Source organism: Lysobacter sp. HA18, from assembly GCF_054057595.1.
Genome location: NZ_JBSRZL010000001.1, coordinates 1,458,553 through 1,482,416 on the forward strand (window position 1 = coordinate 1,458,553; position 23,864 = coordinate 1,482,416).

The following is a 23,864-nucleotide window of genomic DNA, read 5'->3' on the forward strand; positions in this document are numbered from 1 at the left end:
CAACCCCGAGGAAACGCATGAAGAACACCACCCGCCTGATTTTGCTCGCCGTGCTCGCGCTGCCGGTCCTGGCGGCGTGCAAAAAGGAAGAAGGCACGCAGACCGCCGCAACGCAGAAGCCGGCCGTCGCCAAGCCGACCAGCCCGACCGATGGCACCGGCTGGGACAACTACATCAAGGACCAGGTGACCCGTCACCTCGAGGGCGCGTCCAGCGTCTACGCGTACACCCTGCCGCCGTCGAGCGAAGCCGGCTTCCAGGACACCTTCCAGCGCCAGGTCGACAAGGCGAAGGAAGACGTCGCACGTGGTGGCGTCGAAGGCACGCTGCTCGCATTCGCCTCGCCGGAGTCCAAGCAGGCCGCCGACATGATCGTCGCCGCGTTCACCGGCGCCGGCGCCGACACCATGAAGGGCGTGCGCGTGCTGTTCATCGGCGACGCGGCCGACAAGGACCGCGCCGAGGCGGCGGTGAAGCCGTCGGGCGCGAAGTTCGAGTTCGTCGAAGCCAAGTAAGACCCGCGGTCGCGGCTTCCGCCGCAATCGCCTCGACGGCCGGCCATTCGCCGGCCGTCGTCGTTTCCGGGTCGCGCGCTGTTGCGTGGCCGACAACCCGGCGTGCAGCCCGCGTCGGCAACGGTTCCGGCCGTGGGTGCGACAATGCTGCCTCGACACCGGCTGCGATGGCATGTCACTCCGCATCAACGACCTCTGCGTGAACTGCGACGTCTGCGAACCCGCCTGCCCGAACCAGGCGATCTCGCAGGGCGAGGTCATCTACGTGATCGACCCCGCGCGCTGCACCGAATGCGTCGGCCATTTCGACGAGCCGCAGTGCGTCGTCGTCTGCCCGGTCGAATGCATCGACCCCGATACCGCCCATCCCGAAACCCGCGACGAGTTGCTGGCCAAGGCCATCGCGCTCGCCGGCGGCCCGTTGGAGCACGTTTGATGCGTCCTGTAATGCACGTTCTTGCCGCTGCGGTTCTGTCGCTGTTCGTCGCATTGCCCGTGGCTGCCAAGACGCCGGCCGCTGCAAAACCTGCCGCGACGCAAGCAACGCATCCGCCGGGCGCGGCGATCGCCAGCGCGCACTCGCTTGCGACGGACGCCGGCATGGAGATGCTGCACAAGGGCGGTAACGCGTTCGACGCGGCGGTGGCGGTGTCGGCGATGTTGTCGGTTGTCGAGCCGGTGAGTTCCGGCCTGGGCGGCGGCGGCTTCTTCCTGCTGCACGAGGCGAAAACCGGGCGCGACGTGTTCGTCGATGCGCGCGAAACGTCGCCGGAAGCCGCGACGCCCGCGGCGTTCCTCGACGCGAAGGGCGATCTCAACCGCGATCGCTCCGAGAACGGCCCGTGGTCCGCAGGCATTCCGGGCTTGCCAGCGGCGTTGGTGCACATCGCGCAGAAGTACGGAAAGCTGCCGCTGTCGACGACGCTTGCGCCGGCGATCCGCGTCGCGCGCGAAGGCTTTCCCGTCTACGACCGTCTCGAAAAGGGTTACGCCAGCCGTCGCACGGTGATGGAGCGTTACCGCGGCACGCGCGCAGTGTTCCTCGCCGACGGCGATCCGCCGAAGGTCGGTGAAACGTTCAAGCAGCCCGAGCTCGCACACACGCTCGAGCTGATCGCAAGCAAGGGTTTCGACGGTTTCTATCGCGGCGAAACCGCGACGAAGCTGTTGTCCGCCGTCACCGAGGAGGGCGGCCGCTGGACCGCCGCGGAACTGTCGGGCTACCGCGTCCGCGAGCGCGCGCCACTCGTGTTCGACTACCGCGGCTGGCGCATCACCACGTCGCCGCCGCCGTCGTCGGGTGGTGTCGCGCTCGCCGAAATCCTGCAGACGGTGTCGGGCTGGGATCTGCAGAAGCTCGACAATGCGCACCGCACGCACGTGCTGACCGAGGCGATGCGCCGGGCGTATCGCGACCGCACCATCTACCTCGGCGACCCCGACTTCGTGAAAGTGCCGATGTCGCGCCTGATGTCGCCCGATTACGCGGCCGGGCTGCGCGCGACGATCCATCCGGAGAAGGCGACGCCCAGCGAACTGCTGCCGGGCCAGCCGGCGCCGCTCGAAGACGACGAGACCACGCACTATTCGATCATCGACGCGCAGGGCAATCGCGTGTCGACCACGCAGACGGTCAACCTGACGTACGGCTCGGGCATGATCGCGCCGGGCACCGGTGTGCTGCTCAACAACGAGATGGACGATTTCGCGCTGAAGCCCGGCACCGCGAACGCGTTCGGCGTGATGGGGTTCGAGGCAAATGCGCCGAAGCCGGGCAAGCGCATGCTCAGCTCGATGACGCCCAGCTTCATGGAGTCGAAGGACAAGCTCGTCGTGATCGGTGCACCCGGCGGCAGCCGAATCATCACCGAGGTGCTCTACGGCATTCTCGGCTACGACGCGGGTCTGTCGGCGCAACAGGTCGCGGCGCTTCCACGGGTGCATCACCAGTGGTTGCCCGACGTGATCTCCGCGGAGGCCGGCGCGCTCGACGCGCAGACCGTGAAGTCGCTGGAAGCGATGGGCCACAAGGTCAATGCCGGCGAGTCCACGTGGGGCAACCTGCAGACGGTTGCGTGGGACAAGCGCGCCAATACGCTCGAGGGCGGCACGGACCCGCGCAACCCGATGGGCAAGGCGACGGTGGAGAGCAAGGCCACAGGGCGCTAAGCGACGGCACGCGACCGCGGCAAGCGGCCGTGGAATGATGGGGCGACCAATAGGAGCCCCTCATGGATCCCTACAACACCACCGCCGCGCCGTCGTCGCATTCGAACGGTCTGTCGCTCAACGACACCATGGTCACCACGGCGCTGGAGCTTCCGGGTATGCGCGTGCTTCGTAACCTCGGCATCGTGCGCGGCATCACCGTCCGCTCGCGGTCGGTGGTCGGCAATTTCCTCGGCGGCATCCAGTCGCTGTTCGGCGGCAACATCACCATCTACACGCAGCTCTGCGAGCAGGCGCGGATGGAGACGTACCGCGACATGATGTTGCACGCACGGCAGCTGGGCGCGAACGCGATCATCGCCACGCGCTACGACGCCACCGAGCTGATGGCCGGCCTCACCGAAGTGCTGTGTTACGGCACGGCCGTCATCGTCGAGCCCGAGCGCTGAATTCACCGCCGGTGCGACGCGGGCGCGCGAAGCTGTCGCCATGTCCACCCGCACCGGCCAGCCCGCATTGTTCGATACCGGCGACGTCGCTCTGTTCGACGACGCCGAGGGCGGCATTCGCTACCGCCCCGGCCTGATCGATGCCGCGACAGCCGAGCGTTGGTTCGAGTCGCTCCGCAGCGATGTGCAGTGGCGCGCCCTGCAGCGCGAGATGTACGAACGCACGGTCGAAGTGCCGCGCCTGATCGCGTCGTATCCGCTCGCGTCGCCCGACGTGCCGCCTGCGATCGGCGAAATCCTCGCAACGGTGCGCACGGTCGTCGACGCGCCGTTCGATACGGTCGGCATCAATCTCTATCGCGATGGCCGCGACAGCGTCGCGCCGCATAACGACACACTGCACGCGCTGATGCCGGGTCAGCCGATCGCCCTCGTCTCGCTCGGCGACGTGCGCGAGATGGTGATCACGCCGAAAACCGGTATCCCGGGACGCCGTATCCGTCTTCCTCTGGAGCCGGGCAGCCTGCTGGTGATGAGCCACGCATCGCAGTCGACGCACGATCACGGGATTCCCAAGACACGCGACACCGTCGGCCCGCGGATCAGCCTCGCGTTCCGCGTGCGCCAGCCCGGCGGCGATCTGCTGCGCGGCTATCGTCCCGCAGGTTGACCGCGCTCAGCCGATGAAGCTGCCGCCGTTGACGTGGATGAACTGGCCGGTGATGTAGCTGCTGTCCTCGCTGGCGAGGAACACGTAAGCCGGCCCGAGCTCGCTGGGTTGGCCCGGCCGGCCCATCGGCGTGTCGCGGCCGAATTCCTTCTGTTCCTTGGGCCCATAGGTGGACGTGATCAGCGGCGTCCAGATCGGGCCGGGCGCGACGCCGTTGACGCGGATACGGCGCTTGACCAGGTTCTTCGCGAGCGAATACGTAAACGTCTCGATCGCGCCCTTCGTCGACGCGTAGTCCAGCAGGTGCTCGCTGCCGCGGAACGAGGTGACGGAGCCGGTGTTGATAATGACGTCGCCTTCGCCGAGGTGCTCCAGTGCGAAGCGCGTGATGAAAAAGAACGGATAGACGTTGTTCTCGAACGTCGCCTTCAATTGCTTGCTGCTCACGTCCTCGAGCCGTTCCTGCGACACGTGGTCTGCAAGATTGTTGACCAGGATGTTGAGCGCGCCGAGCTTCTTCACCGTCTGCTCGACCGCCCAGCGGCATCGCGCTTCACTCCGCGCGTCGCCGCGCAGCAACAGGCAGCGGCGTCCTTCCGCCACCACCATTCGTTCGGTATCGCGCGCGTCGTCGTCCTCCGACAGGTAGACGATCGCGACGTTCGCGCCCTCGCGCGCGAAATGCACGGCGACCGCGCGACCGATGCCGCTGTCGCCGCCGGTCACCAGCGCGACCTTGCCTTCGAGTTTGCCGCTGCCGCGGTAGCCGTCCCGGATCGTTTCCGGCTGCTTGCCCATGGACCGCTGGCGGCCGGGCTCGCTGATCTTTTTCGCGGCAGATTTGCGCGTGGCCATCGGCACCCTCCTGTTCTTCCGCACGAATGGTCCGCACGTTGCCGTCGCAACGGCATGAAGCGACGACGCCTACACTCGCTGCATGACGACGGATCCCGCGACTACCGGCGGCGGACACCGGCTCTTCTTCGCGCTATGGCCGGGCGACGAGGTGCGCGCCGCGCTCGATCGGGCGGTCGATGGCGTGTCGATGTTCGAAGGCGCGGGGCGTCGTACCGCTGCAGCCAAGCACCACATCACTCTGCATTTTCTCGGTGGTTGGCATGGGCGCCCCGACGACGTGATCGAGCGCGCGCGCGACGCGGTGTCCATTGTCGACGAGCGTGCGTTCCATCTCGTGGTCGAACGCGCGGGTGGGTTCGCTGGCGCGCGTGTCGGTTGGCTGGCCCCATCCGGTAACTCGGGGCTCGATGCGCTGTGGTCGACGCTGCGACACGCGCTGGGCGACGCCGACATTCCCTACCGGTTGCACGAGACCTTCTCGCCACACATCACGGTGTTGCGCAACGTTCGCGGTGCGCTGCCGGAAGTCGAAATCGAGCCGGTGTCATGGCCGGTGACGGACTTCGTACTCGTGCACAGCCATGACGGACGCTACGACGTGATCGACCGCTGGCCTCTGCGCGACGCCTGAGCGTTCACGCCCATGCATGCAGCCTCTGGCGCATGGCGACGAAGGATCTGCACATTGGCTGCGCGGGCTGGGGCATTTCCAGCGCGCATGCCGAATTCTTTCCGGGCGATGGCACGCACCTGCAGCGCTATGCGCGCCGCTTCGAGATGGTCGAGATCAACTCGTCGTTCTACCGGCCACACCAGCCGAAGACGTACGCGAAGTGGGCGGCGTGCGTGCCCGACGGCTTCCGTTTCGCGGTGAAGTTTCCGCGAGCGGCAACGCACGACGCGCGCCTGCACGCGCCGGTGGACATCATCGAAACGTTCCTCTCGCAAGTGCGCGAACTCGGCGACCGCCTGGGCCCGATCCTGGTGCAACTGCCGCCGAGCCTCGCGTTCGAGCTGGACGTTGCAAGCGCGTTCTTCGACGCGCTGCGCACGCGGTTCGACGGCGCGATCGTCTGCGAGCCACGCCACGCGACGTGGTTCGAAGCGCAGGTCGATGCGTTCTGGACGCGGTTCGAGGTCTCGCGCGTCGCCGCCGACCCTGCGCGTTTCCCGGAAGCCGCGAAGGCCGGCGGCGCAGGCGGTTTGCGCTACTGGCGGCTGCACGGTTCGCCGCGCATCTACTACGACGCTTATGGGGAAGAAGGGCTGCAGCCGTGGGCGGACGACATCGCCGCCGCGCGCTACGAGGGTTTGCATTGCTGGGTCGTCATGGACAACACGGCGCTGGGCCATGCGACGTTCGATGCGCTGCGCCTCGAAGCGATGCTCGATGGCGAAAGCCCGCGGGGCTGATCAGTCCTGCAGGTGCGCGCCGCAGCCGCGATAGGCGGTGCCGGCGACGTCGAGCATCACCGTCGCCTCGAAGGCCTGACCGCTCATGCCGTCGCGACAGCGTTCCTTGCGCACGGTGATGTGCACGGCGCGACCCGACGCGTCCCTGCCGTCATAGCCGTCGGCGGCGACCTGCATCGGCGCGGTGACGCGCGTCTGGCCGTAGTCCAGCAGTGCGTCGAGCATCGGTGGCGTGCCGGCGATCTCGGCCGTCCATCCCGGCTCGCTGCCGGCCGCGCGGAAGACCGCGCCACGCAGGACCGCCCGGTTCCACGGCGACACCTGCACGGCCTGCACGCAGTCGCGCGATGGCTCGCCGACAAGCGTGAGCGTGCCCGTCGCGCCCTTGGTCCAGAACTCGGCGCCACGCGCGTCCGCATAGCGCGCGCCGGAGGCGGAAGGCGCGATCGGCAGCGTCAGCGATGCACCGTTGAACGAGAGGCGCACCTGCTTCGGCGCGTCGTCGAAGCGCGACATCACACCGAGGTCGCCGCATTCCCAATGCGCGACGGGACCGGTAGCTGCAGCCGCGCTGCTCGTGTCGTCGCGTGCAACCACGCGGCGCATGCGCAACTCCACGGCATCGCCGCCTGGCGTCACGCCGACCGGCGCAGGCGTCTCGAACCAGCGCACGCCGTCGGGGCCGGTCAGCGTCGCGCGCAGCGCGTAACCCGCAGGGCGCGCGTCGGTCGGTACGCGCAGCTCGAACGGGTAGGGCGGGCCCGCCACATCGTCGAACGTTTTAGCCACGACGACCTTCTGCAACGCGGCATCGATCAGCTCGACCTGCAGCGACGCACCCGGCGGCATCTTGATGCGCTCGACGTACGTCGCGTTGCCACGAACGAGGCTGGTCAACGGTGTTGCGGTATCGGCAGACGTCGTCGTCGTCGCGGTCGGCGGATGCGACGGGCAACCGGCCAGCAGCGTGCTGCAGGCGGCGAGGGCGATCAACGTCCGGGTATGCATGAAGAACCTCCGCGGACAGGGTCACCCATGCGGCATGGACGCAGCGTCAGCGCGGGTCGCGATCCACGCGCAGCACGGGATACACGCCGTAGCGGTCGTCCCACGCGCTGTGGCGGCGATAGAAGAACTCGAGGCGCTTGTCCGGGCTCTTCGCGAAGTCGGGGTCGTCCTTCAGGCGCTTCTCGAACTCGGCGCGCAGCGCGGGATCGGCGGCGAGCATCTTCTCGGCCTCTTCCTCGGCGACGTAGTCCTCCATGTATTCCTTGCGCTCGAACGCGGTGTTCGTGCGGCCCCATCCGGCGACGGAATCCGGTGCCGTGGGCTCCAGAAGGCCCATCACGAGGCGAGCTTTCGGTTGCGCGATCGGCACGAACAATGCACCTGCGACAAGCGACGGCGTCGCCGGCGTCCACGCGCCCTTGGCGTCCAGGCGCTGGTGGCCTTCGAACGAATCGGCCGAGAACGTGATCGTGTCGGCGTGCCATGCCTGCGCGGTGACGTTCTGCAGCGGCGCGGCGATGCGCTCGTAACGGACGGCGTGCGCATCCAGCGTCGGTTTGACCATGTCGACCCATGCGGCCGGCACGATGTAACCGGCCTGCGGTGCGTCGGCGCTGATACGCGGCACCACGACGTCGTGCAGCGGGATGTGCCAGATCTGCGGCTTGGTCTCGTCGTAGCGCGTCATCAATGCGCCGGAGATGTCGGACATCGTGCGCGTGTAGGCGTAGCCCTTGAAGTCGATCGTGCGCGTCGCGTCGGTCGCCTTGTAGTCGAGCGGAACCGAGGTGCCGGCCAGCTTGGTTGCGCGCGCATCCGCCTCGCGTTCCATGCGCTGCCACGCGACGCCGTTCGCCGCGACTTCCTCGAGCACCGCGACGATCGCGTCGTGCGTGGTGCGCACGCGATACGCATACGGGCGCCACGAATGCGTTTCGACCAGCATCGCCATACGGTTGCGCAGCTGCATGTAGCCGAGCGAGAAGCGCGGCGTCGACACGCCGTCCTCGAAGCCCGACGATGGATCATCACCCTTGATGAACGACGGATAGAACGGCAGCGGCATCGCGCCCTTCTTCGTCATGCGCGCGATCGTGCCGGTGCGTAGTGCGCGACCCGCGGTGCGCAACGCGTGGTCGCCGGAGTTCACCGGCTCGACCTGCACGGCGACGTCGTGCTGGAACTTCGCGCCGTCGGTGACGTGCAGGTCGACGTACGCGACCGGATCCCAGCGCTCGATCAGCGCCAGCATCGCGCGCATTTCCGGCGCGTCGGCCTTCATGTAATCGCGGTTGAGGTTGAGGTTCTGCGCGGTGGCGCGCCAGCCCATTTCTTCCGGGCCGCGCTGGTTCGGGCGGTTCCAGGCCTTGAAGCGCTCGTGGCCGTCGATGTTGAACACCGGCACGAAGACGAAGACCTGCTTGGCGAGCGCGCCCTTCGCGATCTTGCCGTCGAGCAGTTCGCGCAGGGCGAGGAAGCCCGCGTCCTTGCCGTCGATTTCGCCGGCGTGGATGCCGCCCTGCATCAGCGTGACCGGCAGTCCGCGCTCGCGTGCCGCTTCCGGCGTCAGCGCACCGGACGTGGACGCGACCAGCACCTTCATCGGCCGGCCTTCCGGCGTGGTGCCGAATGTTTCGCAGCGAACGGCGTTCGGGTATTTCGCGGCGAAGGCGTCGCAAAGCGCGATGACTTCGTCGTAGCGACCGGTGCGCACGAAGCCGCTGCGTTCGGACACCGTGGTGAGCGCGTCCTGCGCAAGGGCGGGCAGGGCGACGGCGAGCAGGGCGGCGAGCAGGGGCGTGCGATTCATCGGCGGCAGGCAGCGGGGAGGTGCCCGCATGGTAGCCGGCCGCCCGTGCGATCATGCCCGGCCGTTCCGTCCGGAGGATCCCGATGCGCAGCCTGTACTACGCGCCCGGCGCCGCGAGCATGGTCGTCCACTGGCTGCTCATCGAGCTCGGTCTCGACGTCGAGCTGCGCAAGGTGGATACCGCCGCCGGCGAGCAGAAGAGTCCCGAGTACCTCGCCATGAACCCCAACGGCGTGGTCCCGACCTACGTCGACGAAGGCCGCGCGACGTTCGAGGCCGCGGCGATCGCGATGACGCTGGGCGACCGCTACGCTGTCGGCCGCCTCGCGCCGAGTTTCGATTCCGCCGAGCGCGCGACCTACAACCAGTGGATGTTCCACCTCGCGAACGCGGTGCAGCCGCTGTTCCGCATCTGGTGGTATCCGCATGAAGTCGCGGGCGACGCGAACATCGAAATCGCGCGTGAGCACGTCATCCCGCGCATCGAGGCCGCATGGCAGCGGCTGGACGACCACCTCGCGAAGAACGGCCCGTTCCTGCTCGGCGGCCAGCCCTGTGTCGCCGACTTCTACCTGACGATGCTGCTGCGCTGGTCGCGCGGCATGCCCAGGCCTGGCGACCGTTGGCCGCACCTCGGCGCGCTCGCCAGCCGCATGAAGGCGCGGCCGTCGTTCGCCACGCTCTACGAACGCGAAGGCCTCACCGAATGGGCCTGATCACCACGCAACCGACCGACGCATGCTGACTCTCCTGATCATCGCCGTGACCACGATCGTGTCGTGGATCGCGCTGCAGAAACCCCAACTCGCCGAACGCCTGCTGCTGTGGCCGCCGGCGGTGCGCCGCGGGCAGGTCGAACGCCTGCTCACGCACGGCTTCGTGCACGCCGACCTGTCGCATCTGTTCTTCAACATGCTGACGCTGTTCTTCTTCGGGCGGCTGACCGAGCGCATCGTCGAAGGCCTGTCGGGCCCGATCACGTTCGTCTTCTTCTATGTGTCGGCGGTAATCGTCGCGATCCTGCCCAGCTACCTGCGCCATCGGGACGACAGCCGCTATCGCAGCCTCGGTGCGTCGGGTGCAGTCGCCGCGATGTTGTTCGCCGCGATCCTGATCGACCCGTGGATGATGATCCTCATCCCGATTCCCGTGCCCGGCATCCTCTACGGCGCGGGCTACCTCGCGTGGTCGTTCTGGGCGGACCGCAACGGCGCGGATGGCGTGAACCATAACGCGCATCTTTCCGGCGCGATCTACGGCGTGATCTTCATGCTGGTCATGAATCCGGCGGTGGGCCGACATTTCCTCGCTGCGCTGGCCTCGCCGCACTTCTGACGCTCACCGGCCCTGCATCGCGGCCGGTGTCTGCTCGTCGCATCAATCAAGGAGCAATCGATGGACGTACAGCATCAACCCGACGCCGAGCGTTTCGTGGTGACCGTCGACGGGCATGAAGCCGAGATGGGCTACCGCATCGAAAATGGCGTCCTCGCGATCACGCATACCGGCGTGCCTTCGCAGATCGGCGGGCGCGGCGTCGCCGGCGACCTGGTCCGGGCGGGCTTCGACTACGCCCGGGCGAACGGCCTGCGCGTGCGGCCGCTGTGCAGCTACGCCGCGGCCTGGGCACAGCGCCATCCGGACTACGCGGACGTGCTGGCCGGCTGAGCCCGCTGCAGCCGCGGCCCGGTTGTGACAGCATCCGCGCCCCGACGACGCCCGACCCGCCCATGCGCATCAGCAAATACATCAGCGACACCGGCCTCTGCTCGCGACGCGAAGCGGACCGGCTGATCGCGGAAGGCCGCGTCACCATCAACGGCCTGCGCGCGCGAGTCGGCGCCGAAATGGGCGAGGGCGACGAGGTGCTGGTCGACGGCCAGAAGGTCGCGGCGCGCAAGGCGGCGCCGAACAAGCGTCGCCACGTCTATATCGCGCTCAACAAGCCGGTCGGCGTTACCTGCACCACCGAAAGCGCGGTGCCGGGCAACATCGTCGAATTCGTCGGCCACGAGCAGCGCATCTTCCCGATCGGCCGGCTCGACAAGGATTCGGAAGGGCTGATCCTGCTCACCAGCAACGGCGACATCGTCAACGAGATCCTGCGCGCGGAGAACAAGCTCGAGAAGGAGTACCTCGTCGCGGTGAACAACCCGGTCACCGACGAGTTCCTGCGCGGGATGGCGCGCGGCGTGCCGGTGCACGGGCAGATGACGCTGCCGTGCAAGACCGGAAAGCTCGGCCGTTTCGGTTTCCGCGTCACGCTGGTGCAGGGACTGAACCGCCAGATCCGCCTGATGGCCGCGCACTTCGGTTATCGTGTCAAAACGCTGGTTCGCGTGCGCATCGGTGCGGTCAAGCTCGGGCACCTGAAGATCGGAAAGTGGCGCAACCTGACCGACGCCGAGCTGCACGCGCTGCTGCCGGGCCGCACCGACTGGTGATCGCGTCGATACGGGCATCACACGCGACCCATTAATTTCGTGTCGACGCCCCGTTCAATTTCGCGACACTTCATGACATCCCTTTCGACGCTTCCCCGCCGCGTGCTCTCGCTGGCCGCGCCTGCGGTCGTCTGCCTGTTGCTCGCCGCCTGCCAGAAGCCCGCGCCCGCGCCCCAAGGCGGCACCGCCACGCCGTCGGGCAGCGCGCAACCTGCGTCCGGCGCAACGGCGCCGAGCGTCGCGCTCAAGGACGAGCTGGAAACCACGTCGACGCACATCATCGGCATCAGCTATCCGCGCGATCTGTCGAAATATCCGGGCCTTGCCGCAGAGGCGCAGCGCTATGCCGCGCAGGCGCGCCAGCAGGTGCTCGACGCCGCCAAGCAGCGCCCGCCGGATACGGCCGCCGGCCCGTACGAGCTGTCGCTGGAGTTCCAGCTGAAGCACGAGGCGCCGGACATGGTGGTGCTGGCCGTCGACGGCAGCGCCTACACCGGCGGCGCGCACGGCATGCCGATGATCCAGCGCTGGGTCTGGCTGCCCGCGCAGAACCGCATGCTTACCGCCGCGGAACTGTTCCCGCAGGCGCAGAGCTGGGAGCACATCGCCAGCGATGTACGCACGCAGCTGCACACCGAGCTCGAACAGCGCCTGGATGCCGACAAGGTCGATCCGCATGATCGCGCCGCGATGCTGAAGTCGGCGAACGCGATGATCGAAGGCGGCACGGAGCCCAAGCCCGAAGACTTCGCGGTGTTCGAGCCCGTGCTCGACGGCGCCGGCAAGATCACCGCACTGCGCTTCGTGTTTCCGCCCTATCAGGTCGGGCCGTATTCGGAAGGCATGCATACGGTCGACCTGCCGGCATCGCAGCTGATGCAGGACATCGCGCCCGCGTATCGCACGTTGTTCCAGGCCACCGGCTGATGTCGCCGCGCGCGTCGACGCACACGCCGACTTCGCGCGTTCGTGCGCCGGCCGCGCGCGGAGGCGACGAGCGCTTTCCCGACGTTCCCGAAGGCACCGCGCCCGAGCCTGCCGGCAACAGCCTGCGCGCGCTTCGCGAAGCCGCGGCCGCATGCAAACGCTGCGACCTGTGGCGTCCCGCGACACAAACAGTCTTCGGCGAAGGCTCGCCGAAAGCGCGCGTCATCGTGATCGGCGAACAACCCGGCGACAGCGAGGACATCGCGGGCGAACCGTTCGTTGGGCCGGCGGGTCGCATCTTCGACAAGGCCATCGACGAACTCGGGCTCGATCGCAAGACGATGTACGTCACCAATGCGGTGAAGCACTTCAAGTTCGAGCCGCGCGGCAAGCGGCGCATTCACAAGCAACCGAATCCCGCCGAGCAGAAGGCCTGCCATATCTGGCTCGAGCGCGAACTCAAGGCAGTGAAGGCGGATGTGATCGTCTGCCTGGGTGCGATCGCCGCCAAAGCGGTGTTCGGCTCGAAGTTCGCGCTGATGAAGCAGCACGGCCAATGGCAGGAATTGCCGGACGGACGACGCGCGTTCGCGACCATGCATCCGTCGTGGGTGCTGCGCCAACGCGGTGACGCCGATCGCGAGGCGGCCTTCCGTGCATTTCGCGACGACCTCGCACTGCTGACTGCACTGAACCAACTTCACTGAACGGGTTCAGGCGCCGTCTCACAGGCCGAGACGGACGCCTCCCACGATCGCCGGACCTCGACGGAGCCGGCCCGTGAACACGATCGACAAGCTCGCGATCCTCGCCGACGCCGCGAAATACGACGCGTCCTGCGCATCCAGCGGCGGGAAGACACGCGATTCGATCGGAACTGGCGGCATAGGCAGCACCGGCGGCATGGGGATCTGCCATTCGTACACGCCGGACGGGCGATGCGTCTCGCTGCTGAAGATCCTGCTGACCAACTTCTGCGTCTACGACTGCGCCTACTGCGTGAACCGCCGCAGCAGCAACGTGCGTCGCGCGCGTTTTGCCGCCGATGAAGTCGTGCGGCTCACGCTCGACTTCTATCGACGCAACTACATCGAAGGCCTGTTCCTTTCGAGCGGCATCATTCGCAATGCCGACTACACGATGGAGCAGCTCGTCGAAGTCGCGCGTTCGCTGCGTGAGGATCATGCGTTCGGTGGCTACATCCATCTCAAGACCATTCCCGAAGCGTCGCCCGAGCTGCTGGCAGCAGCGGGCCGACATGCGGATCGATTGAGCATCAATATCGAGTTGCCGACCGAAAGCGGGTTGTCGAGGCTCGCGCCGGAGAAGACCACGTCGAGCATCCGCGGCGCGATGGGTCAGTTGCGCTGGCGCATCGAGGAGTCGAAGGAAGAGCGTGTGAAAGCCGTGCGTGCGCCGACATTCGCACCGGCCGGGCAGAGCACGCAGATGATCGTCGGTGCCGATGGCGCGGATGACCGCAGCATCCTCGACACCAGCGCGAACCTCTACGGCAACTACCGCCTGCGCCGCGTTTACTACTCCGCGTTCAGCCCGATTCCCGATGCATCCGTCGCGCTCCCGCTCAAATCGCCGCCACTGGTGCGCGAGCATCGCCTGTATCAGGCCGATTGGCTGATGCGCTTCTACGATTTCGAGGTCGAAGAGATCGCGCCGCGCGATACGGACGCCGGCATGCTCGATCTCGACGTCGATCCCAAACTCGCGTGGGCGCTGCGCCATCCGGATCGGTTCCCGGTGGACGTCAACCTTGCGCCGCGCGAAATGCTGCTGCGCGTGCCGGGCCTCGGCACGAAGACGGTCAAGCGCGTGCTGTCATCGCGACGCTTTGCACGCATGCGTCTGGATGATCTCGCGCGTCTCGGCGTCAGCCTGCACAAGGTGCTCCCGTTCGTGCAGACGCTCGACCACCATCCGCGCGGCGCGCTTGACCGGCCCGAGAGGATCCGCGCGAAGCTCGCACCCGCGCCGGTGCAGTCGGCGTTGTTCTGATGTGGCGTGCGGCGGTCGAGCCGTCGTGGGATCTCGCCGCGTGGCGCGGGCAAGCGCGTTTGGCGTTGCAGGCCGGCATCGCGCCTGAGCTCATCGAATGGAATGGCGACGCCGACGGGCTGCTCGGCGGTCGTCCGCTTGCCGATGCAGAGCCGGTGCACGATGCACCCGCAGTACCGGGCGCGTTCCTGCGACTCGCTCAAGCCGTGCTCGCGCATCGCGACCCGCAGCGTCATGCGCTCGCGTATCGCCTGGTCTGGCGCGTGACGCACGGTGAACCATCGTTGCTCGAACACGAGTCCGACATTGAAGTGCGTCGCGCCATGCAGCTTCAGAAGGCCGTGCATCGCGACGCGCACAAGATGAAAGCCTTCGTGCGATTTCGCGAAGTGCCCGGCGAATCCAACGCGTTCGTGGCCTGGTACGAGCCGGATCACCACGTCGTCGATCTCGTCGCGCCGTTCTTCGAGCGCCGCTTCGCCGGCATGCGTTGGGCGATCCTGACGCCGTACCGGCGCGCGGTCTGGGACGGCTCGATGCTGGTGATGGGCGAGGGTGGCGATCGCAGTGAAGTACCGACCGATGACGCCGGCGAAGCGCTCTGGCGTCGTTACTACGCGAGCATCTTCAATCCGGCGCGACTCAACCCGCGTGCCATGCGTGCTGAAATGCCCGTGCGCTTCTGGAAGCACCTGCCCGAAGCGCGCGATCTGCCGGCATTGATGCGCGATGCGTCTCGGCGCGTCGATGCGATGGTCGAACGTGCGCCGGAACCCGCGCGTCGACACATCCCGGCGCCCGTGTTCGCAACGCCGACGCCGGTCGATGATCTTGAGGCACTGAACCTCGCGCTTCGCGGCTGTCGCGCGTGTCCGTTGTGGAAACCTGCAACACAGGCGGTGCCCGGTGAAGGTCCGCGTGATGCGCGCATCGTCTTCATCGGCGAGCAGCCGGGCGACGAAGAGGATCTGTCCGGTCGACCGTTCACCGGCCCGGCGGGGCGGCTGTTCGATCGCGCAATGGCGGAGGCTGGCCTCGATCGCTCGTCCGTCTACGTGACGAATGCGGTCAAGCACTTCAAGTTCCAGATGCGCGGAAAGCGGCGCATCCACCAGCGTGCGAATGCCGCCGAACAGAGTGCGTGCCGTGGATGGCTGGATCGCGAGCTGGCGCTGCTGCGTCCCGACCGCATCGTCTGCCTCGGTGCGACTGCGGCGAACGCGCTGCTCGGTCGAACCTTCTCGCTGATGCGCGAACGCGGCCGCTGGCAATCGCTCGACATCGGCACACCCGTGCTCGCCACCGTCCATCCATCCTGGGTGCTGCGACAGCCGCCGGAATCCCAGGGCGACGCGTATCGCGGCTTCGTCGCCGACCTCATGCGCATCGCGTCGCGGCCGCTTGATGTGGTCGACGAACGGCCGCCTGCGCGCGCACTTCCGGCCGCATTGCAGGACTAGCATCGGCGCTCGGTCATCGCGGAGTGCGACATGTCCAACCCGGTCAACTGGTTCGAGATCTACGTCGACGACATGTCGCGCGCCAAGCGTTTCTACGAAACCGTACTGAGTCGGCAACTCGAACAGCTTCCATCGCCCGACATCGAGATGTGGGCATTCATGGCATCGCCGGATTCACCGGGTGCGGGCGGTGCACTGGTGCGCTACGAAGGCCTGAAGGCCGGCGGCGCGTCGACCATCGTCTACTTCCGCAGCGAGGACTGCGCGGTCGAGGCCTCGCGCGTGGAAGCGGCGGGTGGGCGCCTGCAGAAGCCGAAAATGTCGATCGGCCCCTACGGTTTCATCGCGCTCGCCGTCGACACCGAAGGCAACATGTTCGGCCTGCACTCGCTCAAGTGATGCACGCGCCGTCGGACGAACGGTCGCGCAAGCGGGTTGTGCAGTCCGCAGATCGCGGGCAGGATCGACCCATGCCCTCGACGCCCGCCCTCGCCATGAACGCCGCCCGCAACGGGCGCGTCGTCGCGTGCGTCAACAATAACAATCGCAATAACGCCAGCCTCCCGCGGGCCGGCGATTAGCGCACGCAACACACGCTGATCGATACCGAAGCCCGCACTGAGAAGTGCGGGCTTCTTCGTTTTCATCCCCACGAAAAAAAGAAGGCTCCCGCCATGTGTTCCATCCTCGCCGCATTTGATCTCCGCCCCGACGCCGACCTGCGCGTGCTTCGGCCACTCGCGCTCGCCATGTCCGCCCGACAACGCCATCGCGGCCCCGACTGGAGCGGTGTACATGCCGACGACGGTGCGCTGCTGGTGCACGAGCGCCTCGCCATCGTCGACCCGGTCGGTGGTGCGCAACCCATCGTGTCGAAGGACGGACGCGTGGTGCTCGCGGTGAACGGCGAGATCTACAACCATCGCGAGCTGCGCGAATCGCTGCCGGGTTATCCGTTCACTACCGGCTCGGACTGCGAACCGATCAGCGCGCTCTACGCGAGCGGTGACGACATCGGTGCATGGCTGGATCGTCTCAACGGCATTTTCGCGTTCGCGCTGTGGGATGGTGCGCAACGCCGCTTCGTGGTCGCGCGCGATCCCATCGGTGTTTGCCCGCTGTATTGGGGACACGACGCCGATGGCCGCGTCTGGGTCGCGTCGGAAATGAAGGCGATTGCGCGCAACTGTCCCGATGTGTCGCCATTCCCGCCGGGTCACTGGTTCGACAGCACGACCGGGCAGTTGCGTCGCTACCACGTACGCGAATGGCGCCGCGTCGAAACCACCGAAGGCGTCGAGGTGTCGCGCGACGAGCTGCGCGAAGCCTTCGAGCGCGCCGTGCATCGCCAGCTGATGAGCGACGTGCCGTACGGCGTGCTGCTGTCGGGTGGACTGGATTCGTCGCTGGTCGCCGCAGTCGCCGCGCGTTATGCGCGACGCCGCATCGAGGACAACGACGAGAGCGAAGCCTGGTGGCCGCGTCTGCATTCGTTCGCGATCGGCCTGGACGGTTCACCCGACCTGGCTGCCGCGCAGATCGCCGCCGACGCGATCGGCACCGTGCATCACGGTTTCACCTACACGGTGGAAGAGGGCATCGACGCGCTGCCCGAAGTCATCCGCCACATCGAGACCTACGACGTCACTACGATCCGCGCGTCCACGCCGATGTTCCTGCTCGCACGACGCATCCGCGCGATGGGCATCAAAATGGTGCTGTCGGGCGAGGGCAGCGACGAGATCTTCGGCGGCTATCTCTACTTCCACAAAGCGCCGAACGCACGCGAGTTCCATGAGGAAACCGTGCGCAAGCTCGAAGGCCTGCACCAGTTCGATTGCCTGCGCGCGAACAAGTCGATGATGGCCTGGGGCGTCGAGGCGCGCGTGCCGTTCCTCGATACCGAATTCCTCGACGTCGCGATGCGCATGGACGCCACGGCGAAGATGGCGGGCGCGGGGCGGATCGAAAAAGCCATCCTTCGCGAAGCCTTCGAAGGCTGGCTGCCCGATTCCATCCTGTGGCGGCAGAAAGAACAGTTCAGCGACGGCGTCGGCTATGGCTGGATCGATTCGCTGAAAGCGCATGCCGACCAGGAGGTCACCGACGCCGCGCTCGCCACCGCCGAGTTCCGTTACCCGATCAACCCGCCGCTGACGAAGGAGGCCTACCTCTACCGCACGCTGTTCGAGCGCTGGTATCCGGGCGAGGCCTGCGCGCGCACCGTGCCCGGCGGCAAGTCGATCGCCTGCTCGACGCCGACCGCGATCGCATGGGATGCCGCCTTCGCTGCAGCCGCCGATCCATCGGGTCGCGCCGTCGCAGGGGTGCACGAAGCGGCGCTGTCACCCGCGGGCGAGACGCGCGTCACGCCTGCGTGACTCAAGGTCGGCCGGCCCGCGCCCGTTAACGACGGGGAGAACGCGGGTCCGGCCGGTGGCTTCGGCTGTCGGGCGCCCCGTCATGCAACGACCGGAGCGGCATGACTTCCACCGAGGCGACCCCGAACAGCTCCCGCGATGCCGCACGGCCTGCGCGGGATCGGCGCAGGCTGCGCCTGCTCGCCGTGGGCTGGGGGTTGGCCGCGCTGTTGCCGGTGATCGCGCTGCTGCTCGCCGCGACCGACTACCGCGAATATCAGAACGCCCGCGAACTGCGCAGCCGGCTCGTCACCGACGCCGTGCAGCGCCAGTTGCTCGACCGCCTCACCCTGATCGGCCGCCAGCTGGCCGACGTGGTGTCGCCGACGGCGGACGGCCAGCTCGTGCCGATGCGCGACATCACGGTGATGCCCGCCACGCCGACCGACCTGCCGAAGTCCTCATGGGCGACCGTCGGCGCGCCCGTGCGCGTCGGCACTGCATGGCGGCTTCCGGTATCGCGACGCGTGGGCGACCACGTGGTCCGCGCGACCATCGATCCGCGCACGCTCACCGCCGTCGTCCGCGGCTACCGCCTGGACGGCCACGATTTCGTCAGCCTGATCCAGGACCAGCGCGTGCTGGTCGCCGGCTCATTCCGCAGCGAACAGGCGATCGGCGAGACGATGGTGTCGTCGCCGCTCTTCGCCAGCGAGCGCGCGACGCAGCACGAAGGCCGCTACATCTCGACGACGGTCAGCGACGGCCGGCGACGCGAACACAGCTTCCGTCGCCTGCCCGGCACCGGGCTCACCATCGTCGTCGGCACCGAGCCGCCGGCGTTGCTCGATATCTGGGGGCGCCCGGCCGGCGCGATCTGCCTGATCGCATTGATGCTCGCCGTCGCATGGGGCTGGCTGGTGCGACGCTTCGATCGCGCGTTGCACGTGCTGCACAACCGCGAAGAGCGCTTGGAGCAGGCGAAGTCGCTGGCGATGCTCGGCGAATACGAATGGGACCCGGAAGCCGGTGTCATCCATGTCACGCGACACGGCGCGCGCATCTACGGCCTGCCGGACGACACACGCGTGCTGCCGTTGGACGACGTCTTCGCGATGGTGCATCCGGACGACATCGGCGAATTGCGTGCGCTGGCGCGTTCGATGCGCCCCAGTCCCGATCCCACCGAGATGCAGTTCCGCATCATCCGGCCCGACGGCGTCGAGCGCGCAGTGCTCGCGCGCAGTGTGTTCGCGCGCGACGAAGACGGCCGCACCATCGTGCGCGGCTTCCAGCAGGACATCACCGAACTTGCCGACGCGCGTGCACGCGCAGTCCGTGCGGAAGGCGAGTACCGATTCCTGTTCGAACACAACCCGCTGCCGATGTGGGTGTTCGACCGCGAAACGCTGGAGATCCTTGCGATCAACGACGCGATGGTCGCGCACTACGGTTACACGCGCGACGAACTCGTCGGCGCGAGCATGCTTTCGATCCGCCCGGAGTCCGAACACGAAGCGGTCCGCCTCGCGGCGGCCGACAAGTCGACCGCGCGGCCGCAGGGCCGCGTCTGGACCCACCTGCACCGCGACGGCCGCACGATGCGCATGGCGATCTACAACCATGACATCGACTTCCACGGTCGCACCGCGCGACTGGTGGCCGCGCAGGACGTCACCGACCGCGAGCGCGCGGAAGAACGTTTCCGCCTCGTGTCCCGCGCAACCAGCGACGTCATCTACGACTACGACGTCGCCAGCGGCGACATCTGGTGGAGCGAGAGCTACTACACGCGCTTCGGCACGTTGCCGCAGCCGGTGGCGCCGGTCGACGAATGGGCGGTGCGCGTACATCCCAGCGACAACGCACGCGTTCTCGCCGGGCTCAAGCGCGCGCTGGAAGCAGACGACGCCGAATGGCGCGAGCAGTACCGCTACCGCCGCGGTGACGGCAGCTATGCGCTGGTGATCGACCGCGCCTTCATCCAGCGCGATACCAACGGTACCGCGCTGCGCGTCGTCGGCGGCATGCTCGACATGAGCGAACGCGAGAGCTACGAAGAGCGCCTCGCGTACCGCGCCACCCACGACGCGCTGACCGACTTGCCCAATCGCCAGCTGCTGCAGGACCGCCTGCAACAGGCGCTGCTCAATGCGCAGCGCTACGGTCGCGGCGGCGTGCTGATCTTCATCGATCTCGACGACTTCAAGCTGGTCAACGACACGCTCGGCCATACCGCGGGCGACCAGGTACTGTGCGAAGTCGCCGAACGCCTGCGCACCGTGTCGCGTGAGACGGACACCGTCGCGCGCTTCGGCGGCGACGAGTTCGTCATCATCCTCACCGAGCAGATGGGTGACGCCGGCGCGACCGAAGTCATCCGCCGCATCAGCGAAGCGCTCGCGCGGCCGATCGACGTCGGCGATACGCAGCACATGCTCACCGCCAGCCTCGGCTGGTGCCGCTTCCCCGAAGCCGGCAAGGATGTGGAGACACTGCTCAAGCATGGCGATCTCGCGATGCACCAGGCCAAGCGCCAGGGCCGCAACCGCGCCGTGCCGTTCCAGAACGAATTCGTCGACGGCGTGTCGCGCCGCGTGCAGCTGGTGAGCGAACTACGGCGCGCGCTCGAACGCGACGAGTTCGTGCCGGTGTTCCAGCCGCTGTTCGACAGCAACGAGCGCCCCGTCGCACTCGAAACGCTGGTGCGCTGGATCCATCCGGAACGTGGTCTGCTGATGCCGGGCGAGTTCATCCCGGTGTGCGAGGAAAGCGGCTTGATCGTGGAGCTGGGCCGTCGCGTGCTCGATCAAGCGGCGCGTCACTACCGACTGCTTGCCGATTCGGGCCTGCCGCATCTGCGCGTCGCGGTGAACGTGTCGCCGGCGCAGTTCAACGACGACCTGGTGCAGCACGTCGCCGAGACCATGCAGCGCCACTCGCTGCCGCGCGAAGTGCTGGAGCTCGAGATCACCGAAGGCCTGCTGATGCAGAACCCGGAGCGTGCGATCGAACTGATGCAGCAGATCGCCGAGATGGGCGTGAGCTTCTCGATCGACGACTTCGGCACCGGCTATTCGAGCCTCGCCTACCTCAAGCGTTTTCCGATCGACCGGCTGAAGATCGACCGCTCGTTCGTGCGCGACCTCGGCTCCGACGAGGACGACGCGGCGATCTGCAATTCGATCATCGGCCTGGCGCATGCGCTCGATATCCGCACCGTAGCGGAAGGCGTCGAGACGTCGCTGCAGCTCGACTGGCTGCGCGCGCGGCACATCGACGAAGTGCAAGGCTACCTGCTCGGCCGCCCGATGCCGTTCGAGGAACTGCTGCCGCTGCTAATGCGCTATGCCGATCGCGGCCGCGCGACGTTGCCGCGGCCCGAAATCGCCTGACGATCGATCGCGACGCGGTCAGCGCGTCGCGGGCTCCAGCGTCATTCGGTGCAGTGTTGCACCCGGCAGGAACGGCGTCGCCCGACCGTGCACCCAGTCCGCGTGTCCCGCAGCCCAGTACGGCGATGCGGGATTTCCGGTCGGCCCGCCCGGCACATGCGTGATGCCTTCGGATTCGTGGCCGGGCGCGACCACCATGCGCTCGGACGCACCAAAATCCGGCGCGACCGCGCGTGGCGTGAGGCTGTCGCCGTCCAGCGGTTCGGCCGGCATGCACAGCAATCGACTCGCGAACGGCAATGCCGCGGCGAGCGGATGACAGATCGACGCCGTGTTGCGCTCGCCCCAGGAACGCTCGTTGAGCGGGCCGTGCTTGGCCAGTCCGTTGCGAACCTGCGCAGCGGCGTCGTCGAACAGCGCATCCCAGGATTCGAAGCGCGGGTTCAGCAGGTTCGCGGGGCGCTGCGTCACCATCGGCCACGCGACGCCTTCGAGCTGCGGCAGCTCCGGCATCTCGGCTTCGGCACCCAGCGCGACACGCGCCGGCATCAGCAGGCCTTCGCGCACGCGATCGAGTACGGTCTGTCGCCATGCGCGCACGAGCCGGTACTGCACGGCGTTCGCGGTCGCGCGTGGTTCGAGCGGGCCGCGGTCGAGCGCGCGGAGCGCGGAACCTGCGGGGCTGCGCGATGCCGCGTCGTGCATCAGCGTCGCCCAGCGCTGCAGGAACACGCTGCGATCGTCGAGCTGGATGTCGAGCAAGTCGCGTTCGTTGAACTGCGGCTTGGCCATCAGGTCGTCGCGGATGCGTCGCGCGCGCACCGCGAGCACGTAGCCGCCGTCACCGATGCGTTTCAGGTCCTCGCCGTCGGTGACCCGTGCGTTCGCGGACCACAGACGGCCGGATGCCGGATCGATCACCGAGGGCGTTGCGACGGTCGAGATTTTCCACGGCGGACATGTCGCGCCGTCGGAGATGCCCGCTGCGATGCAGCCCGGCGCGCGTTGCGGAACCGGGCCGAGCAGTCGCCACGCGATGCGGCCGCTGCGATCGGTGACCAACAGGTTCTGCGCGGGAATCGCGGTCGCATCCGCAACGCGCATTGCATCGTCGATGGACGCCGCATGCGCCATGTCGAGCAGACCGAGATTCACCGCGCCCGGCAGATGCGCGACCCATCGACGCGCCAGCGCGCGGTCCTGCGCGTCGAAATGATCGATCGGCCCCCACGGCGTTTCGAGCACATCCACGGTCATGTTCGGCAGCACGCGCTCGCGGAACTTGCGCGCCATCGGGCACGACGCGCGATGGCAGCCGGGCACGACCACCCAGTCCAGCCAGTCGCCGTAGCTGTTGGTGAAACCCCACGCGACGTGAGTATTGCTGCCGACGATGACGCCGGGCAGGCCGGGCAGCGTGAAACCGGTGACGTCGACGCGGCCACCCGGCGCGCGCGGGTCGGCGTAACGCAGGCGTGCGCGGAACCAGATGGCGGGCACGCGCAGGCCGAGGTGCATGTCGTTCGCGAGGATCGCTCGGCCGTCGCGCGTCAGCGATCCGGCGACCGCGAAGTTATTGCTGCCGACTTCCGGGCGCGGCTTGAACGGCGCAATCGATTTCGCCTGCGCGGCCCATTGATGCAGGTCGATGACGTTCGCGCCGGGCAGCATCGCATCGCCGCGCGGCTCGCCTTCCAGCGGCGCGTCCCAGCTGCTGCCGTCGTGTAGCACCAGCGCTTGCAGTGCGGGCGGCAACGTCGGCAGCGCCTTCGACAGCGCGAGTTCGCGCGCGCCGCTGGCGTCCTGCAGGTCGTAGTACATGGCGTAGCCGACCAGCGGCGTGTCCTCGATCGCCCAGCGCCGCGGCGCCTGCCGCAGCAGCAGGTAGGGCCACGGCCGCACGCGCAACGAGCCGACGCCTGCGTTGATGCCCGCGACATAGGCATCGACGACCGGGCGTCGCGCGCCCATCGCTGCATCGAGATTCGCGGTGACGCGTGCGCGCAGTCGATCCTGGCGGTGCTTCGCATCGAGCGGGAAGGCGCGCATGCCGAACAGCTCGGACAGCTCGCCGGCCGCGACGCGTCGCATCAGGTCCATCTCGAAGTAGCGTTCCTGCCCGTGCACGTAGCCGAGCGCACGCATCGCGTCGGCTTCGTTCGCGGCATCGATGGTGACCACGCCGAGTGCGTCGCGCCGGATGCTTACCGGCGCGGACAGGCCGGGCAGGGCGACGTCGCCGTCCATTCGCGGCACGCTGCCGCGCATCGCGAACCATGCGGCGAGCGCCAGCACGATCAGGAGAACCACCAGCGCGATCGCGATTCGCGCGATCCGTCGAGTCCAGCGCTTCATGCACGTCCCCTCGTGAGC

The 23,864-nt window shown here is 67.7% G+C and carries 22 protein-coding genes; 18 read left to right on the forward strand and 4 right to left on the reverse strand.

Features of this window, described 5'->3' with window-relative positions; translation table 11 throughout:
- Positions 1 to 17: 17 nt before the first annotated feature.
- The 5 genes from ACVWWW_RS07415 to ACVWWW_RS07435 all read left to right on the forward strand — a co-directional run bounded on the left by ACVWWW_RS07415 (position 18) and on the right by ACVWWW_RS07435 (position 3,803).
- Positions 18 to 515: a hypothetical protein gene (locus ACVWWW_RS07415; RefSeq protein WP_027082850.1), complete on the forward strand. Its 498-nt coding sequence runs from the start codon at positions 18 to 20 to the stop codon at positions 513 to 515.
- Between the two features lie 172 nt (positions 516 to 687).
- The gene (locus ACVWWW_RS07420; RefSeq protein WP_027082851.1) at positions 688 to 951 is read left to right on the forward strand and encodes a YfhL family 4Fe-4S dicluster ferredoxin; all 264 of its coding nucleotides are present in this window, start codon (positions 688 to 690) and stop codon (positions 949 to 951) included.
- The gene (ggt, locus tag ACVWWW_RS07425; RefSeq protein ID WP_027082852.1) at positions 951 to 2,684 is read left to right on the forward strand and encodes a gamma-glutamyltransferase; all 1,734 of its coding nucleotides are present in this window, start codon (positions 951 to 953) and stop codon (positions 2,682 to 2,684) included. Before ACVWWW_RS07420 ends, ggt begins: the two co-directional genes overlap by 1 nt.
- A gap of 62 nt (positions 2,685 to 2,746) precedes the next feature.
- Entirely contained in the window at positions 2,747 to 3,133 is a 387-nt protein-coding gene (locus ACVWWW_RS07430) for a YbjQ family protein (RefSeq protein WP_027082853.1), read from the forward strand.
- A 40-nt stretch (positions 3,134 to 3,173) separates the two neighbouring features.
- Positions 3,174 to 3,803, forward strand: coding sequence for an alpha-ketoglutarate-dependent dioxygenase AlkB (locus tag ACVWWW_RS07435; RefSeq protein WP_051235064.1), 630 nt, complete (start codon positions 3,174 to 3,176; stop codon positions 3,801 to 3,803).
- 6 nt (positions 3,804 to 3,809) lie between these two features.
- Here the strand turns inward: ACVWWW_RS07435 and ACVWWW_RS07440 are convergent, their stop codons facing one another.
- On the reverse strand, positions 3,810 to 4,658 hold the full coding sequence (locus tag ACVWWW_RS07440; protein ID WP_027082854.1) for an SDR family oxidoreductase: 849 nt from the start codon (positions 4,656 to 4,658) through the stop codon (positions 3,810 to 3,812).
- 82 nt (positions 4,659 to 4,740) lie between these two features.
- Between ACVWWW_RS07440 and thpR the strand changes: the two genes are divergently transcribed.
- Positions 4,741 to 5,292: an RNA 2',3'-cyclic phosphodiesterase gene (thpR, locus tag ACVWWW_RS07445; RefSeq protein ID WP_051235066.1), complete on the forward strand. Its 552-nt coding sequence runs from the start codon at positions 4,741 to 4,743 to the stop codon at positions 5,290 to 5,292.
- Positions 5,293 to 5,324: 32 nt separating this feature from the next.
- Positions 5,325 to 6,074, forward strand: coding sequence for a DUF72 domain-containing protein (locus ACVWWW_RS07450; RefSeq protein WP_027082855.1), 750 nt, complete (start codon positions 5,325 to 5,327; stop codon positions 6,072 to 6,074).
- On the opposite strand, the gene ACVWWW_RS07455 is transcribed toward ACVWWW_RS07450, so the two are convergent.
- Positions 6,075 to 7,082, reverse strand: a complete 1,008-nt coding sequence (locus tag ACVWWW_RS07455; protein ID WP_081672049.1) for an MliC family protein — start codon at positions 7,080 to 7,082, stop codon at positions 6,075 to 6,077.
- A gap of 46 nt (positions 7,083 to 7,128) precedes the next feature.
- The gene (locus ACVWWW_RS07460; RefSeq protein WP_456998743.1) at positions 7,129 to 8,901 is read right to left on the reverse strand and encodes a M14 family metallopeptidase; all 1,773 of its coding nucleotides are present in this window, start codon (positions 8,899 to 8,901) and stop codon (positions 7,129 to 7,131) included.
- A gap of 74 nt (positions 8,902 to 8,975) precedes the next feature.
- Here ACVWWW_RS07460 and ACVWWW_RS07465 point away from each other — a divergent pair, with 74 nt between their 5' ends.
- The 11 genes from ACVWWW_RS07465 to ACVWWW_RS07515 all read left to right on the forward strand — a co-directional run bounded on the left by ACVWWW_RS07465 (position 8,976) and on the right by ACVWWW_RS07515 (position 21,491).
- A complete protein-coding gene (locus ACVWWW_RS07465; protein ID WP_036141887.1) occupies positions 8,976 to 9,608 on the forward strand; it encodes a glutathione S-transferase family protein in 633 nt (210 codons plus the stop codon).
- 22 nt (positions 9,609 to 9,630) lie between these two features.
- Complete coding sequence (locus ACVWWW_RS07470; RefSeq protein ID WP_027082858.1) at positions 9,631 to 10,227, forward strand: rhomboid family intramembrane serine protease; 597 nt, start codon at positions 9,631 to 9,633, stop codon at positions 10,225 to 10,227.
- Positions 10,228 to 10,287: 60 nt separating this feature from the next.
- Entirely contained in the window at positions 10,288 to 10,560 is a 273-nt protein-coding gene (locus ACVWWW_RS07475; protein ID WP_027082859.1) for a GNAT family N-acetyltransferase, read from the forward strand.
- A 62-nt stretch (positions 10,561 to 10,622) separates the two neighbouring features.
- Positions 10,623 to 11,336 (forward strand): pseudouridine synthase, encoded by a 714-nt coding sequence (locus tag ACVWWW_RS07480; protein ID WP_036141890.1) that lies wholly within the window; start codon positions 10,623 to 10,625, stop codon positions 11,334 to 11,336.
- A 72-nt stretch (positions 11,337 to 11,408) separates the two neighbouring features.
- A complete protein-coding gene (locus ACVWWW_RS07485; protein ID WP_027082861.1) occupies positions 11,409 to 12,263 on the forward strand; it encodes a DUF3298 and DUF4163 domain-containing protein in 855 nt (284 codons plus the stop codon).
- Positions 12,263 to 12,970 (forward strand): UdgX family uracil-DNA binding protein, encoded by a 708-nt coding sequence (locus tag ACVWWW_RS07490; protein WP_081672051.1) that lies wholly within the window; start codon positions 12,263 to 12,265, stop codon positions 12,968 to 12,970. Before ACVWWW_RS07485 ends, ACVWWW_RS07490 begins: the two co-directional genes overlap by 1 nt.
- Before the next feature lie 73 nt (positions 12,971 to 13,043).
- The gene (locus ACVWWW_RS07495; protein ID WP_027082862.1) at positions 13,044 to 14,276 is read left to right on the forward strand and encodes a putative DNA modification/repair radical SAM protein; all 1,233 of its coding nucleotides are present in this window, start codon (positions 13,044 to 13,046) and stop codon (positions 14,274 to 14,276) included.
- Positions 14,276 to 15,736, forward strand: a complete 1,461-nt coding sequence (locus ACVWWW_RS07500; RefSeq protein ID WP_051235072.1) for a UdgX family uracil-DNA binding protein — start codon at positions 14,276 to 14,278, stop codon at positions 15,734 to 15,736. The genes ACVWWW_RS07495 and ACVWWW_RS07500 overlap by 1 nt, the downstream gene beginning before the upstream one ends.
- A 30-nt stretch (positions 15,737 to 15,766) precedes the next feature.
- Positions 15,767 to 16,135, forward strand: a complete 369-nt coding sequence (locus ACVWWW_RS07505; protein ID WP_027082863.1) for a VOC family protein — start codon at positions 15,767 to 15,769, stop codon at positions 16,133 to 16,135.
- 275 nt (positions 16,136 to 16,410) lie between these two features.
- A complete protein-coding gene (asnB, locus tag ACVWWW_RS07510; protein ID WP_027082865.1) occupies positions 16,411 to 18,117 on the forward strand; it encodes an asparagine synthase B in 1,707 nt (568 codons plus the stop codon).
- A 101-nt stretch (positions 18,118 to 18,218) separates the two neighbouring features.
- The gene (locus ACVWWW_RS07515; RefSeq protein ID WP_081672053.1) at positions 18,219 to 21,491 is read left to right on the forward strand and encodes an EAL domain-containing protein; all 3,273 of its coding nucleotides are present in this window, start codon (positions 18,219 to 18,221) and stop codon (positions 21,489 to 21,491) included.
- An 18-nt stretch (positions 21,492 to 21,509) separates the two neighbouring features.
- Here the strand turns inward: ACVWWW_RS07515 and ACVWWW_RS07520 are convergent, their stop codons facing one another.
- Complete coding sequence (locus tag ACVWWW_RS07520; protein WP_027082866.1) at positions 21,510 to 23,846, reverse strand: penicillin acylase family protein; 2,337 nt, start codon at positions 23,844 to 23,846, stop codon at positions 21,510 to 21,512.
- Positions 23,847 to 23,864 lie beyond the last annotated feature (18 nt).

Bases quoted from the DNA above. Each gene is read 5' to 3' on its own strand.
- ACVWWW_RS07430 (WP_027082853.1), top strand. From the start codon at position 2,747: ATGGATCCCTACAACACCACCGCCGCGCCGTCGTCGCATTCGAACGGT.
- thpR (WP_051235066.1), top strand. From the start codon at position 4,741: ATGACGACGGATCCCGCGACTACCGGCGGCGGACACCGGCTCTTCTTC.
- ACVWWW_RS07420 (WP_027082851.1), top strand. From the start codon at position 688: ATGTCACTCCGCATCAACGACCTCTGCGTGAACTGCGACGTCTGCGAA.
- ACVWWW_RS07475 (WP_027082859.1), top strand. From the start codon at position 10,288: ATGGACGTACAGCATCAACCCGACGCCGAGCGTTTCGTGGTGACCGTC.
- ACVWWW_RS07440 (WP_027082854.1), bottom strand. From the start codon at position 4,658: ATGGCCACGCGCAAATCTGCCGCGAAAAAGATCAGCGAGCCCGGCCGC.
- ACVWWW_RS07465 (WP_036141887.1), top strand. From the start codon at position 8,976: ATGCGCAGCCTGTACTACGCGCCCGGCGCCGCGAGCATGGTCGTCCAC.
- ACVWWW_RS07455 (WP_081672049.1), bottom strand. From the start codon at position 7,082: ATGCATACCCGGACGTTGATCGCCCTCGCCGCCTGCAGCACGCTGCTG.
- ACVWWW_RS07480 (WP_036141890.1), top strand. From the start codon at position 10,623: ATGCGCATCAGCAAATACATCAGCGACACCGGCCTCTGCTCGCGACGC.
- ACVWWW_RS07435 (WP_051235064.1), top strand. From the start codon at position 3,174: ATGTCCACCCGCACCGGCCAGCCCGCATTGTTCGATACCGGCGACGTC.
- ggt (WP_027082852.1), top strand. From the start codon at position 951: ATGCGTCCTGTAATGCACGTTCTTGCCGCTGCGGTTCTGTCGCTGTTC.
- ACVWWW_RS07450 (WP_027082855.1), top strand. From the start codon at position 5,325: ATGGCGACGAAGGATCTGCACATTGGCTGCGCGGGCTGGGGCATTTCC.
- ACVWWW_RS07520 (WP_027082866.1), bottom strand. From the start codon at position 23,846: ATGAAGCGCTGGACTCGACGGATCGCGCGAATCGCGATCGCGCTGGTG.
- ACVWWW_RS07415 (WP_027082850.1), top strand. From the start codon at position 18: ATGAAGAACACCACCCGCCTGATTTTGCTCGCCGTGCTCGCGCTGCCG.
- ACVWWW_RS07505 (WP_027082863.1), top strand. From the start codon at position 15,767: ATGTCCAACCCGGTCAACTGGTTCGAGATCTACGTCGACGACATGTCG.
- ACVWWW_RS07515 (WP_081672053.1), top strand. From the start codon at position 18,219: ATGACTTCCACCGAGGCGACCCCGAACAGCTCCCGCGATGCCGCACGG.
- ACVWWW_RS07470 (WP_027082858.1), top strand. From the start codon at position 9,631: ATGCTGACTCTCCTGATCATCGCCGTGACCACGATCGTGTCGTGGATC.
- ACVWWW_RS07500 (WP_051235072.1), top strand. From the start codon at position 14,276: ATGTGGCGTGCGGCGGTCGAGCCGTCGTGGGATCTCGCCGCGTGGCGC.
- ACVWWW_RS07485 (WP_027082861.1), top strand. From the start codon at position 11,409: ATGACATCCCTTTCGACGCTTCCCCGCCGCGTGCTCTCGCTGGCCGCG.
- asnB (WP_027082865.1), top strand. From the start codon at position 16,411: ATGTGTTCCATCCTCGCCGCATTTGATCTCCGCCCCGACGCCGACCTG.
- ACVWWW_RS07490 (WP_081672051.1), top strand. From the start codon at position 12,263: ATGTCGCCGCGCGCGTCGACGCACACGCCGACTTCGCGCGTTCGTGCG.